This window comes from Shewanella sp. 10N.286.52.E4 (assembly GCF_041468785.1).
Lineage (GTDB): Bacteria > Pseudomonadota > Gammaproteobacteria > Enterobacterales > Shewanellaceae > Shewanella > Shewanella electrodiphila.
This window is the reverse complement of record NZ_JBFRJJ010000010.1, coordinates 160,497-175,057: the sequence shown is the minus strand read 5'-3', so window position 1 is coordinate 175,057 and position 14,561 is coordinate 160,497. Positions and strand designations below refer to the sequence as shown.

At 42.2% G+C, this 14,561-nt stretch carries 7 protein-coding genes; 6 read left to right on the top strand and 1 reads right to left on the bottom strand.

Annotated elements, in window-relative coordinates; all coding sequences use genetic code 11:
* The first annotated feature begins 217 nt into the window (after nt 1-217).
* The 5 genes from AB4153_RS05830 to AB4153_RS05810 all read left to right on the top strand — a co-directional run bounded on the left by AB4153_RS05830 (nt 218) and on the right by AB4153_RS05810 (nt 11,855).
* Nucleotides 218-1,768 carry a polysaccharide lyase 6 family protein gene (locus AB4153_RS05830; protein ID WP_102526611.1) on the top strand — a complete coding sequence of 517 codons (1,551 nt, stop codon included), beginning with the start codon at nt 218-220 and terminating at the stop codon, nt 1,766-1,768.
* A 39-nt stretch (nt 1,769-1,807) separates the two neighbouring features.
* Complete coding sequence (locus AB4153_RS05825) at nt 1,808-4,375, top strand: hypothetical protein (RefSeq protein ID WP_303514762.1); 2,568 nt, start codon at nt 1,808-1,810, stop codon at nt 4,373-4,375.
* Between the two features lie 91 nt (nt 4,376-4,466).
* Entirely contained in the window at nt 4,467-5,222 is a 756-nt protein-coding gene (locus AB4153_RS05820) for an oligogalacturonate-specific porin KdgM family protein (RefSeq protein WP_229368485.1), read from the top strand.
* A 438-nt stretch (nt 5,223-5,660) separates the two neighbouring features.
* The gene (locus AB4153_RS05815; RefSeq protein ID WP_102526608.1) at nt 5,661-9,365 is read left to right on the top strand and encodes a response regulator; all 3,705 of its coding nucleotides are present in this window, start codon (nt 5,661-5,663) and stop codon (nt 9,363-9,365) included.
* 111 nt (nt 9,366-9,476) lie between these two features.
* Nucleotides 9,477-11,855: a zinc-dependent metalloprotease gene (locus AB4153_RS05810; protein ID WP_371996669.1), complete on the top strand. Its 2,379-nt coding sequence runs from the start codon at nt 9,477-9,479 to the stop codon at nt 11,853-11,855.
* Between the two features lie 77 nt (nt 11,856-11,932).
* On the opposite strand, the gene AB4153_RS05805 is transcribed toward AB4153_RS05810, so the two are convergent.
* Nucleotides 11,933-13,741, bottom strand: coding sequence for a protein kinase domain-containing protein (locus AB4153_RS05805; RefSeq protein WP_102526606.1), 1,809 nt, complete (start codon nt 13,739-13,741; stop codon nt 11,933-11,935).
* 301 nt (nt 13,742-14,042) lie between these two features.
* On the opposite strand from AB4153_RS05805, the gene AB4153_RS05800 reads away from it, so the two are divergent.
* Nucleotides 14,043-14,393 carry a hypothetical protein gene (locus tag AB4153_RS05800; RefSeq protein WP_371996667.1) on the top strand — a complete coding sequence of 117 codons (351 nt, stop codon included), beginning with the start codon at nt 14,043-14,045 and terminating at the stop codon, nt 14,391-14,393.
* Nucleotides 14,394-14,561 lie beyond the last annotated feature (168 nt).

The following is a 14,561-nucleotide window of genomic DNA, read 5'->3' as shown; positions in this document are numbered from 1 at the left end:
AATTAGTAATCAGATAATGAGACCATTGTTAATTTTTGTGATTAAAGTTTACCCTGAAAGTCTCATTGTTAAAGGTTTTTTTGCTTTGGTTGCAAAGAATAATCAATTATATACTCCTAATTAGTTAGTTTATGAACAATCTCACAGTTTTTCCTACCAAAAGATTAATAATACAAATAAGCTTGTGTTAAATAATACAAATAGGAAAGGGGAAAGTATGAAAAAGCGTATTATCGCTTCAGCTATTTCTTTGGTATTGCTGGCAGGTTGTGCAGCTACCGAGCCTGCGGTTGATGTTGTGGGGACAGCAACAATCACAGGACCAATGGTTGAGCAAAATAATAAAAGTGCTATTGCTGCGTCATCTTTGCAAAGTGCTGATGCTGCAGCATTAAAAGATAAATTACTCACACTCCAAGATGGCGAAACGCTCGTTATCGATGCTGGAAAATATGCCAACCTTGGCAAGTTCGATATCAAAGCAAATAACGTCACGATTAAAGCTGCGAACCCTGGGGAAGTTTGGTTTACCGGTTTAGTACAGTTTAATCTTCGTGGTGACAATATTACCTTAGACGGTGTGGTATTTACCGATGGAGGCCCAGCAGAAAGAATGGGCGGTGTGGTCTTCCGTGGTGATAATAATACGCTAACTAATTCTACTTTCTACTTCTTCAATGATGACTACCTTTATCAGCCTGACGACAGACGCGCTGAATACCCTAAATATTTGTGGATTTCCTTATACGGTAAACACAACAGCCTAATCAACAATACTTTTGAAGGTAAGCATAAACGCGGCACCTTGATTGGTGTACAAAAGAAAAAAGGCGACACCACCGCTGATCATCACACCATCAAAGGTAATCTTTTTTATAACCAACAGCACAACCAGTTTAATGAGTTCGATAATCCAGATGCTGTACGTTATAACTCAAATAGCTGGGAAGCCATTCGTTTAGGTGACTCTAAGAGCTCAATTTACGCTTCAAAAACCTTAATCGAAGGTAATTTATTTTTGAAGTGTGATGGTGAGACTGAATTAGTTTCATTGAAATCAGGCGGTAACACGCTTAGAGGCAATACTTTTGTTGATAATGCTTCGATGATTTCACTGCGTCACGGTACCGACAATGTAGTAGAAGACAATGTCATTTTAGGTAACAACAAAAAGCAATCTGGTGGTATTCGTTTCTATGATGCTGGTCATACGATTCGCAATAACTACATTGAGCGAGTAATGGGCACTGGTGATGTGCGTGGCGGTATCGCTGTGAACACTGGTATCACTGATGTTGCTGCAGGTGAAACCTTAAATAATGATGTGAAAGGTAAAGAGCTCAATAAACAGGCGACACCTTATAAAGTTAAAATTGAAAACAACACCATTATCGACTCTCGCCAAAACTTCCTTTATTCCACCAAAACTCACCGCGTCAGCCTTTATGACAATGCCAAAGTGAGCACCATTTTTGCGGGTACAGATCTGAGCTTTAAGAACAACCTGTCTTATGCACAAGGTTCAAGAACTTTGGCTCTCACGGGTAATGAAAGCGTTGCACCTTTGGTGAACCCAACTTACGAAAATGATTTGTACTACGGCCCAGTGGCGGGCATCGAACTGCCATGGGACGGGGTTATTTACCGTAATCCTCAACTACAGCGCGCTGAAAATGGTTTGCTTGAAGCGACTAATTTCGATGGTGGTGCTAAAGGATTGAAAGTACTAACGACTCAAGATACGGGTGCGAGCTATCGCATCAAATAATAAAAAGATGAACGTTAAACTCATTAATGGGGCAGTAAAATGAGAATTAAAAAAATATCGGCTTTAGTGGCCATTGCTTTATCGACAAGTTTAGTAGCAGGTTGTGACTTTTATGATGAACCTCCAGGGGATGGTGGAACAGATCCAGGGCAACCACCCGTTGAAACACCTGATGTAGCCGATGTGGTTGCTTCAAGTTCAGCTGAGTTATTGTCAGCAATTGATACCGCAGAAGCGGGTACTGTTATCGGCTTGAATATCGATGGTAGCTTTGAAAATGTTGGCACTATTGTTATTAATAAAGCCATTACCCTAATTACCTCTGATGCCGATGGCGCAATTGATGATCCTGTAGAAAATGAGCAGGCGATTTTATCTGGCGCGGTTTGTATTGATATTCCTACTGAAGCTGCAGAAATTCTTCGTGGTGGTGAGCAAGCGCGTATTTCAAACTTGGCGTTTGAAAACATCGTCATGGATAGCTGTGGCTTAGGTGAAAGCACCTCTAATTCAATTATTAATATCGGTAAAGTCGGTAAAGATAAAACAGCGGTTATTTTAGATAACCTGTCTTTTGATGGCACTGGCTTCGAAGAGTCTACCAGTGATAGTGCTGCTTGGGTTTATTCTCGTGGTTTAGTGAATATTTCAGACAGTGTATTTACCAATAAATCGACAGATGCACAAAGTATGATTTACCTGAACTGTGGTAGTTCAGCATCTCGAGGCGGTAGTTACGCCAATGATCTTGGCTCTATCATGGCTGGCAATATCTTTGCACTGGCTGAAATCAATGCAAATGATGCGACTAAAGCGGCCACAATCGGTGTGCCTAGCAACTTAGGTCAAGAAAATAAGAATTGTGCTGCGACCTTTACAGGCAATACATTCGAAAAATTTGGCTTTTTAATCAGCGAGACTAGCGATCAATCAACTGCACTTTATGATGTATTTGGTGATACCACTGAATCTGACAATACCTTAACTGATGGTGATACCGACCCAGGTGTTCCACCAGAAGCGCCTGATGTGGTGACAACGGTTGCTGAGTTACATGCAGCAATTGATGCGGCAAGTTCAGGCACTGTGATTAGTTTAGATGTTGCTGGTAACTTTGCTGATGCCGGAACCTTAATTATCAATCAAGCTATTACCTTACAATCAACTGATTCAGAAGGCGTTGTGACTGAGACAGAGCAAGCTATTTTCTCTGGCGCAGTTTGTATCGATATTCCAACAGAAGCAGCTGAAATTTTACGTAACGGTAATCAAGCAAAGATTTCTAACATCGGCTTTGAAAATATCGTGATGAATGACTGTGGTTCGGGTGAAAGCACCTCAACTTCTATTATTAACATCGGTAAAGTGGGTAAAGATAAAACAGCAGTTGCGCTTGAAAACTTAACCTTTGACGGTAGCGGGTTCGAAGAATCAACGGGTGAGAGTGATGCTTGGGTTTACTCTCGTGGTTTAGTCGATATTTCTGACTCTGAATTTGTCAATAAATCAGCCGATGCGCAAAATATTGTATATCTAAACTGCGGAAGCTCTGCTTCTCGTGGTGGCTCAAACAGTGACCCACGTGGTTCAATCATTTCAGGTAGCACTTTTGGTTTGGGCGCTGATAACACTTCAGGTATGACAATCGCTGCAACCATTGGTGTGCCAAGTAACTTAGGCCAAGAAGATAAAAACTGTGGCGCTGAGTTCACTGACAATACCTTTGATAAATTCAATGCGTTAATCAGCGAAAACAACGATATTGGCACAGCACTTTACGATGTCTTTGGTGATACGACTGAAACCAATAACACGGTAACAGGTGGCGGCACAGATCCTGAGCCGACTTACCCTGAAAATGTTGATGAAGTTAATGTGGCAATTCAAGCTGCAACAGCGGGTAGCACCATTACTTTAGGCGCAAGCTTTGAATATTCAACAGGTGTGATTACCATCGATAGAGCCATCACGTTAACAGGTCAAACTGGCGCGGCTATTTCTGGTAGTGCTTGTATTGATGTGGTTGATGGTGCGGCGGGTGCACAAATCACAAACATCACGTTTAATAATGACGCCATAGCTAAATGTGGCGCGACCGATGATGCCAAAGAAGCAGTCATTAATATTCAAAAAGTCGGTGAGGATGGTATGCCAATCATCTTGGATAACCTTTCATTCGACGCTTCAAATATCACTGAACAAGATCAAATCGAAAACAAAGGCGCTTGGATCCGTTCATACGGTTTCATCAACCTAACGGGTAGTGAGTTCCTTACTCAAAGCCGTAACTTACAAAACGACATGGTGAAACTGACGTGTAGTTCTAGTAAGGGTCGCATGGGATCGCTGATTGATGGCAACACCTTCAGCATCATTGGTGATGGTAATAAAGAAACGGCCGCAGTTAAAATCGGGGATTCAAGTAGCGGTGTCATTAAAGACGCTGACAACGAAAATACTTGTGCTGTCACTGTGAGCAACAACACCTTCACTGATTACACCCTAGAAGCGGTTAATGATGTGGGCGAAGGTGTGCGTGATGCTGCTATTTTCGCTCGTTTACCAGCTGAAAGTACCAATGTATTTACTGGTAACACTCACAACTAATTACGCCTTGAATTGTAATTTATTCGATATTGATAAGGCATGTGCGATGCACATGCCGGGTATTTAACTACCTACAGGAAGATATTTTAAGATGAAAAAATCAATTTTAGCCTTGGGCTTATTAAGTATGGTGAGTGGTTCAGCACTAGCGAACAGCACCATTACAATGAAGTGGGAACATAAAGTATTAGATGGCCGTACAGATCGTCCTAAACTCGAGTTTAGCCACAGAATGGATAACGGTTTTAACTTCGGCTTTGAACAAGTATGGCAATATGACCGCAGTAAAACTGAGCTTGAAACAGGTTATGCACCTGATCAATATGAATTTACTGTTAAAACGGGTTATCGTCATCGTTGGGGCGATAAGAATGAACACGAAGTTGGTCCATTATTGGATTACCAAATCAAAGAAAACGCTAAAAAGCTTCGTCTTGGCGCTTTTTATGGCTACCGCATAACCAAAGATTTTCAAATGAAATTCCGTGCCCGCTACTCAGAGGATTTAGATCGTTTGAGCCTAAGTAGCGGTGTTTATGATGATGCTGTGGGTAAAGAAATGCGTTATGACCTGTGGTTAACGTATACGTGGAATGACTTTAGATTTGTTTATGATGCGATTTACAAAGACAAACTGGATGACAACGTATTTGATAACAACAAAGGCACGGTATGGGAGCATGAATTTAGCGCGGAATACCGTCTGCCAAATGCTCGTGCTCATGCATTCTATGGCAAGTATAAAATTAAGTCTGAACTCCTTAAATCCAGCCATTTAGGCAGTGATTATGAGTGGTATGGTGAACGTGATAATGCCATTGAGTTTGGTTATAAGTTCCGCTTCTAGTTAATGAGAAATTAGCCGTAAATGATAAACCGGTGATGCGTTGGCATTGTCGGTTTTTTTGTTTTTAGTCGTTGTTATTGTTTTGAGGCAACTTTTTAATTTTCAGTTTTCACTTAACGCTAGCGAATATTAATTCTGCAGTGAGTAATTGGGATAAGGGCAGAGAAATTGAAGCTTTTATCTATCACAAAATAAGGAATCAGATTTCTTGGTATTAAAGGTAAAATCACCATGATTCTATAGTGATAATTTGCTATGTTTTAGAAGCTATTTATAAACTGATTAAAATGACATGTTTTCTAACGATTGATCTAGGTTATTCATGTGCTTAAGAATAGCTTCCTGATAATATGCATAAATAAACCAGAATTAAACTATGTAGCGCCTCTCCTTTTTCTTTTGAACATCGACGCTATTGAGTAAACCATAGGGATTTCAATGAAATCGACCGAGCCAGATTTACATCTAAAATCGCTTATTCAACGAAAGTACAATCGAGCTGTTTTTTATACCTATATTGGCGTTATTGTTATGGCGCTATTATCGGCTTGGATGCTATTTGAACGTCAAAAAACGCAATTAATTAAAGAGCGTGAAGAGCAAGTCTTACGTCATGTACTGCAAATTGATTTACTGCTTGAGTCCAGTATTCGCGCGGTTAAAAGTTTACGTAATGTGGCGGTTGATAACTTACGCCTGGGCGAATTAGTGCGTAAAGATCGTTTGCCTCAGTATGAAAAGTTCAATGAAGATGGCCAGTTCTTCACCTTAGAACCTAGCTATGCCATTAGCGGTGAACCTTTTACCAATATGGGGCGGATCACTGGTATGGGCTCATTAGATGGCCGCAGTGATACCTTCTATCAAGAATTAGAAATGCTGTTTGAACTGTCATTGTCTTTCCCTGTTGCTAAAGAAGCAGCGCCAAAAGCATCATCAATTTACTACATCTCTAAACAACGGATAATGTCTTCATTTCCGTGGTCGACCAATGAGACCCGATTTAGAGAAGAACTGTTAAACAAGAAACAATTCCAACTTGCAACGCCCGCAATGAACCCACAGCGCAGCGTATTCTGGCGCGAAGCGTATGTTGATTTAGCCGATCAAGGACTGTTAACTACATTAGGGTTACCGGTTTATCTTGAAGATGATTTTATCGGTTCAATCAACCTAGATATGACACTGGCATCGCTTGCTAAGCAAATGCGCATGTATTTTAAAATGCCGGGCACGGTGATATTGCTGGATCAATACAACAATATCCTTTCTCACAGTGACTTCGACGCCAATGATATGAACCGTGTTTATCACATTAGTCAGCGGATCCCGTCAGAGTTACACTCGCTACCTGAGTCTGAGCTATTCGATGCCCACGATGGCATATTACGTAATGGTTATTACATCCATTCAGTTGCATTGCAAAATCCACCTTGGCGTTTATTGTATTTACAAGATGAAGATGTGTTATTCCAAGATGCGTGGGATAAGTTAAAGCTGACGTTTTTATTAGTTGTTTTAGCGTTATCAGTGTTGGTGACGATAGTGCATTGGCAGACTCGTCGCTCATTCGTTAATCCAGCATCTCGCCTGCTGACCCATTTAGAAGAGTGTTCCCGTGAGCCGATTGCTGCGCCAAAGAAAATTACCGAAGGTTGGGAGCCGTGGTTTTTACTGGTCAGCCGCATTTTTGAAGAAAACAAACAATATACCCGCCACTTAGCTGAGCAGAATAAGCGCCTTGATAATCTCGTTGCGCGGCGTACTCAACGACTGCGTGATACCACAGAGCGTCGAGAACGTGAATTTGCATTACTGCGTTCTTTGATTGACTCAATTCCCGAGGCGATTGTTTATAAAGATAAAGAGGGTAAGTATTTAGGCTGTAATAAGTCAGCTGAATACATGCTTGGCTGTAAAGAAAATGAACTAGTAGGCCAACTATCACTTGATGCAACTCATGATCAAGGCGCACGTATTCGTGAAGAAGATCAGAAAGTCTTAAGTGATCGCTCGTTGCTGCGTTATCAAGAAAAAGTCGATATCGGCGGCAAGACAGTATTACTCGATACCTTAAAGTTACCTTTCTACAATCGTCGTGGCGAGCTATTAGGGCTTATTTCGGTTTGGCGTGATGTGACCCGTGAGTATGAGTCCGCTGAGCAGTTACGCTTATCTGAAGAGCGTTATCATCTTGCGATGGATGCGGTAGAAGATGGCTTATGGGATTGGTATTTAGATTCAGAGCAGCTGATTTGTAACCCTGCTTTCTATTCAATGCTGGGTTATAAGCCAAATGAATTCCCTGCGCTTATTTCATCAACGGATGCGTTAATTCATCCAGATGATCGCATGCGTGTTGAAGAATACCGCAGTGGCTATGCCAAAAAACCTGAAGGCACCTACGAGATTGAGTATCGGATGCGAGCGAAATCCGGTGAGTACCATTGGGTATTATCACGTGGTCGTGCGGTAGAGTTTGCCGATGACGGTCAATCAAAACGTATGTTGGGTACCCACAAAGATATTACTCGTCAAAAAAGTAATGAGGTGGCCTTGCTTGAAGCGAAGCAAGACGCTGAACTTGCCAATATGTATAAGAGTGAATTCCTGGCTAATATGAGTCATGAAATCCGCACCCCAATGAACGCGATTATCGGTATGTTGCAGCTAGCGCAGCGTACTCAGCTAACACCGCAGCAGCAAGATTACCTTAACAAGGCAGGTTTCTCGGCTCAGTCTTTACTGCGGATCATCAATGACATTTTGGATTTCTCCAAGATTGAAGCGGGTAAACTAGAGTTAGAGCGAGTGTCATTCCCGCTTGATAAGGTGCTTGACCACGTCATTGATATGAACGCTCAAAAAGCACAAGAGAAAGGGGTAGAGTTATTACTGTATGCCCCAGTGACCGCAGGCTTAATTCTTAGTGGCGATCCGCTGCGTTTAGGCCAAGTATTGGTTAACTTATTATCTAACGCAGTCAAGTTTACCCAAAATGGCGAAATTGAACTGGGCTGTGAAGATGTCGGTGAGCGCGATCACCGTATCAACCTTAAATTCTGGGTACGTGATACCGGGATTGGTATTAGCAAAGAGCAACAAGCTAAGTTGTTTGATGCCTTCTCACAAGCCGACGGCTCTACAACTCGTAAATACGGTGGTACAGGCTTAGGCTTATCGATCAGTAAGCACTTAGTGTCGCTGATGGGCGGTACGATGGAAGTGTCATCAGAGCCAAATCAAGGCAGCACCTTTAGTTTCAATATTAGCTTTGAAATAGCCGAAGAGAATGTGGTTGCGCCGTTAGTGGTGCCTGAGCAGTTGAATAACTTAACCACCTTAGTGGTTGATGATAACCCAAGTGCATTACAAATATACTCAACCGTTATGGATGACTTTAGCTTTGATGTTAAAACAGCACAAAGCGGCGCTGAAGCCATTGATGTGCTAACCCATAGCTCAGTGGATTTGCTGCTGCTAGATTGGATGATGCCTGAAATGGGCGGCGCTGATGTTATTGATATTATCGATGAGATGGTGGCAGATGGTCGCCTTAAAAAACGTCCCGTCATCATCTTAATGACGGCTTATTCAGCCGAGCCATTAGAAGCTGAATTTGATGAAAGCCGTGTGTTTGCCGTGTTACAAAAGCCATTTAAAGCCTCGGCATTATTTGACGAAATCATCGGTGCATTTGCCGCTGAACCTAAACTCAATGTGGCGCCAGTAGTCGAAGAAGATCCTGAGCAAACTAAAGAAGCCGGTTTAGTACTGTTGGTTGAAGATAACTTTATTAATCAGCAAGTCGCCACAGAGTTATTGAAAAGTGCTGGCTATGAAGTAGTGGTGGCCGATAATGGTCAAATCGCGCTAGATATAATTGATAGTAAGCCATTTGATGCGGTATTGATGGATATTCAAATGCCAGTGATGGATGGTCTCACAGCCGCTCAGGAACTGCGTAAACGTTATACCAGTGAACAAATGCCCATTATTGCCATGACTGCTCATGCAATGTCAGGCGATAGAGAAAAGAGCTTAAAAGCGGGTATGAATGCCCATATTACCAAACCTATCGTCTTGAATGAGTTATTTGATTCGCTTGAGCATTGGATAGATTATAAGAATAGCCATAAGTGATAAGTGCTAAGCCAGATTTAAATCTGGCTTAGCATAGTTGTTTGTATTACCTTGCTTAAAGTTTGAGTTGTTTATTTGTAGACCCTGTTTATTCGATTTGGAGATAGTTTAATGATCCGCCACAGCATCGCACTTTCATTGGCATTAACCGCCATTCCCATCATGACGTATGCGGCGACACCTGCGCAAACCGTGATTAAGCAAAGTGAGAAAGCTTCTGGGTTTATTAATTTCTATTACCAAAATAAATCAGGTGAGCTATTTTTAGAGGCCCAAAAGTTAAATCAACCCTTTTTGATGATAACTAGCTTGCCCCACGGCGTTGGCTCTAATGATATTGGGCTAGATCGTGGCCAATTAGGTGAAACTAGAATGGTGCAGTTTGAGCGCCAAGGTCCTTTCATATTATTAAAGCAATTAAACACTTTTTATCGTGCCAGTAGTGACAATCCTGCTGAGCAATTAGCGGTTAAAGAAGCTTTTGCTGAATCAGTGTTATGGCGCGGCAAAGTCTTAGATGGCAAAACGCCATTAGTGTCGGTGAATGATTTAGTCCTTAATGATCTTCACGGCGTCGGGCAGCGTTTTGCTGATACTAAGCAAGGTCATTACAGTTTAGATACCTCGCGTTCGGTCATTATGGAAGAGGGGATAAAGTCCTTTGAAAAGAATGCCGATGTGGACGTTTTATTAACCTTCACTAGCAACAAAGAAGGCGAGCAAGTCAGGCAAGTAACCCCTGATGGCAAGTTTGTTTCGGTAAGAATGCGCTATTCATTTGTGGCGCTACCAGAGGAAGGTTATCAACCTCGCGAATATCAACCTATGAGTGGGTATTTGTCAGGTGAATATTATGATTACTCTGCTGCAATAGATTCTCCGCTCAGTAAGCGTTATTTACTCAGACATCGTTTAGAAAAAGTCACTCCAGGTATAGCGCCCAGTGAAGTCATCAAGCCTATTACCTATTATCTCGACCCTGGTGTGCCAGAGCCTATTCGCACTGCACTGGTAGATGGTGCTCGCTGGTGGGAAGAAGCCTTTACTGAAGCAGGTTTTATTGATGGCTTTAAAGTCGAAATGTTGCCTGAAGATGCTGACCCACAAGATATTCGCTATAACATGATCCAGTGGGTACATAGAGCGACGCGCGGTTGGTCATATGGCGCATCAATCAAAGATCCTCGCACCGGTGAAATCATTAAAGGCCATGTGACTCTAGGCAGTTTGCGGGTTAAACAAGATCACTTAATTGCGCGTGGTTTAACAGCTGGCTGGGAAGACAGAGAAGCGGCAAGTGATGCATCTATGGCATTAGCACTAGCCCGTATTCGTCAGCTGTCGGCCCATGAAATTGGCCACACAATTGGCCTTGACCATAACTTTGCTGCATCGACCAATGACAATGCATCTGTGATGGATTATCCACACCCTAATGCCACACTTAACGGTGATAAAATTGATATCTCAGCGCCATATGCTGAGGGTATAGGCGCATGGGATAAGTTCACTATTGCCTATGGTTACGGCAATGAAGCGAACATGGAAGAGTTGGTCAGACAAGCGAGAACTCAAGGCCTACGCTATATTGGCGAAGCTGATTCTCGTTCACCTTCAGCCAGTCACGCTTATGCAAGTTTATGGGACACTGGAGCTTCGGCTGCGGCTGAGTTAACCCGATTAGAGCAAGTTCGTCGCACCGCCATTGAGCAATTTAATGCTCAAGCTTTACTGCAAGAACAGCCATTAGGTGAGCTGAGTGATGCATTTGTGCCCATCTATCTACTGACGCGTTACCAGATAGATGCCGCGGCTAAATGGATTGGTGGTAGTGATTACAGTTACCAGCAGCAAGGTTCAGCTGAACGCTGGCATTACCTTTCACCAAAGTTGCAGCATGCCGCTTTATCTTCACTGTTAGAGGTGATTTCGGCGCAGAGTTTATCAGTTCCACAAGAAGTGACAGAAATGCTAGTGCCGAAAGCGGGTAACTATCGAAAAACGCGAGAAAGCTTTGATTCTGGTATTGGTGTATTAACAGATCCTATAGGCATGGCAGAAGTACTGAGCCGCCAAATTGCTAATAGGTTACTAGCACCTGAACGACTAAATAGAGTAAATCAAGGCTATATGGATGATTCAGAGCAGTTATCTGTAGTGAGTTTAGTGGATAAACTATTGGCGAAAACGGTTTATCAAGATCTGCAGCGCGGTCAGTTATTGGCGGTGCAAATGCGAGTCAATACAGTGGTTATGGATGAATTGTTAGCCAGTTATCATAATGAGAAAACTTCGCCGGAAGTAAAAGCTCAATTACTTGCAAGGCTGCATTATGTTGAGAAACAGCTCAAACGCCGCAGTAACCGTGCGAGCAACTATCAAGCTGCGCATTTTGATTGGCTGTTACAAGGCTTGGCTCAAGGGATAGAGTCGAAAGAATATCGCTTTATTACTAAGCCACTAAAAATGCCGCCTGGTTCACCTATTTAAAGGGTTTCACTGATGCGATAGTAAAAAGCCTCATTACGAAATGAGGCTTTTTTGTGTGAGGCGCTGTTCAAAGCGGGTTAGCTTTGCGCTTGCTTAGGGTTTTTAGGGTAAAAATGATCGCTTTTTTGATCGATATGCGAAAACTGTCGGGTGTTTTTATAGGGCAGCTTCATAAAACCTGACACACCATGACCTTGTATTTTGCTAGCATGATGGAGAATTCGATCTAATGAAGCCCTAAATGCAGCTTGTTTACGAGGATTGAGTAAACGTAAATAACTGTGCACTTTAAGGTGATTAGGTAGCGCTTCAAAAATAATACAACCAGTGTGATGAATTTGGTTAATCCAGCCAAGCTCGGTCATGATCTCAGTGGGCAATTCAAGGTTTTCTTCAGGATCTTTACCGTCTTCAAAGTAGGAGTGTAATCTCGAACGTCCTTCAGATGCGGGGACATCACCCACTTCAAAACTAAGTTGGGCATCATTGATCATCTTATATGGCTCAGAAGGCGTGTCCCTCTCAAGATGTAAGGTGTCTTTTGCATTAAAAAAACAGGCCTTAAATACCCCGATCCGTTTTATTCCACGGGCTAAAGTGACCATATTATTGACTGCTTTTATGAGCACATCTTTGGTATCAGGGTCGTATATGGCAAGATTTGAATCAATGTACACGCCGCTTTTACGCCAGTGAATAGCAAGACCGCCAACAATTGGATATTGCGCCAGTTTACCCACTGCAGCTACGAAGCCTTTTTCAGTGTCTCCCATGCCAGCTAAAAAGTTTCGATAGTACTTTTCCAGCTGTACGTCGTCCATTTTAGCAATAGGATCTTGGGTGTTATGTTCTTTTAAAAATGATTTTCGAGAGCTATAACTCACGGTTTCAACTTGTTTCTGTTTGGGTAATACCCACAGCGGTATGTCTTCATGCAGCGGCTGGGTTTGCAAATCTGGTAGGTGCATTCGATGATTGTGGCGCATGCTCTTAAGGAAATAATCTCCAGCAAGGTTTTGCCTTTCAACATCATCACTTAGCATGCCATCTAATGTTCGGGCCAGCTCAATAGGCAGGCCTAAGCTGCTCGCTGGTATCACTTTACTGCCGAAACGGCTAATTTGTCCTGAGGCTAACGCGTATAAGGTTGCGGCTACACCTTGCTCGTCAAAGCGTGGGCTTGAGAGCGCACCATTTAGCTGCTCGGAGCCAATAAAATAGACATCGCCCATTCTGGCATTGGTATGGTGTTGATCGCTGGACATTAACGACATGACATTATCTTCAACCGCTTTGTTGTGTTCATCTCGCTGAGCGAACACTGCCGATCCCCAGTCGATTAACGACAAATGATCGTTTTTAATATCATAAACTAAGTTAGAGGGTTTTATATCGCCATGGACAAGACATTTACCGGTGCGCAGATAATAAAGTAAGTTAGCTAATTGGCGGGCAATACTGATAATCATCGCTACAGGCAGTACGCCTAATCGGTGGCAAATTTTATCTAAATCCTCCCCTTGAGCACGCTCCATTACCATGATCCCTTGCTTGCCAACACGTTCAAACTTGATGGCATTAGGAACGTTTGGGTGAACTAACTGGCTGAGCATAAACGCTTCTTCTTCCAGTCGGTCTTGAACGCTTCGGGGGAGGGTAATACGTGAAAATTTAAACACGTGGGATTCACCAATATCATTGGTACCAGCAAACACGAAGCCATAGGCGCCTTTACCAATAAACTCGATATCCGCATATCCTAGCTTACTCAGCTGTTGGTTACATAGTCTTATCCAAGCGCGATGTTTACGTGCATCTTCAGCTTTTAATAAATAGACAGATTGTTCTTCATTGATATAAAAGTGTTGTAGCTGAGGTGTCTGCACTTTGTACTCCAGTTAGCTAACTCATTGGCTTAATGTGTTAGAAACACCATAAACTCATATTTAGATTTATCAGGCAAGTATTGATGGTAAATTTTTATGTTTAAGAATTCATAAAATGCTAAAAGTGCGGCAGGATCAATTATTGTCGGCGCTATTTAAGTATTTATATTAGCAATTCAGAGTAAAGCTACCTATCTCAAATAAACGGTGTTGTAAACTTTGACTTGAATCAAGTTGTTTTTGGTCATAGACAGGTACTATTTAACTGAATCAACGGATTCGGTTTAATCAAGGAGCGCTTATGCCTACCATCAATAAAGCAGATTTAATTCCACTGTTTAGGTTTCCTCGTCAGCGAATTTTACAGTCAATGGAAGTGACGCATTGTCCACATGCCATCTTTTATAATGCCAGTGATGAACAGTGTACCACTTGCCATCAAGGCGAAGAGTGTATCTGGATGAATCATAATGATGAACTAGTTGCCATAGAGAAGAAATCCGTTGATGAATTGAAGCAGCAACTATTGATAGCAGTGGATTTTGTTGATTCTAATTTGAGTCCGCATCATCTTTCTCGTCGTAACTGCCAATGTGACAACTGTAAATGGCTTAAGAAAGTCCAGTTTGTGCTAGAGGGTGAGCCTGAGTAAGTCCCCAAGGTTTATTGCTCAATAAATTAGCTTAGCTTGAGTGTCCTGAGCTGATAAGAGTTAAGTGACGATTGCCGTATTTGGCTTGATGATAAGTCAATTTGCTAACGCTGTGTGAGTGACCAAGCTTATATGGTGTGTTGCATCTCAGTATTTTTGTGATTACAG

Coding starts and splice junctions, on each gene's coding strand:
- AB4153_RS05830 (WP_102526611.1), top strand. CDS start 218: ATGAAAAAGCGTATTATCGCTTCAGCTATTTCTTTGGTATTGCTGGCA.
- AB4153_RS05825 (WP_303514762.1), top strand. CDS start 1,808: ATGAGAATTAAAAAAATATCGGCTTTAGTGGCCATTGCTTTATCGACA.
- AB4153_RS05820 (WP_229368485.1), top strand. CDS start 4,467: ATGAAAAAATCAATTTTAGCCTTGGGCTTATTAAGTATGGTGAGTGGT.
- AB4153_RS05815 (WP_102526608.1), top strand. CDS start 5,661: ATGAAATCGACCGAGCCAGATTTACATCTAAAATCGCTTATTCAACGA.
- AB4153_RS05810 (WP_371996669.1), top strand. CDS start 9,477: ATGATCCGCCACAGCATCGCACTTTCATTGGCATTAACCGCCATTCCC.
- AB4153_RS05800 (WP_371996667.1), top strand. CDS start 14,043: ATGCCTACCATCAATAAAGCAGATTTAATTCCACTGTTTAGGTTTCCT.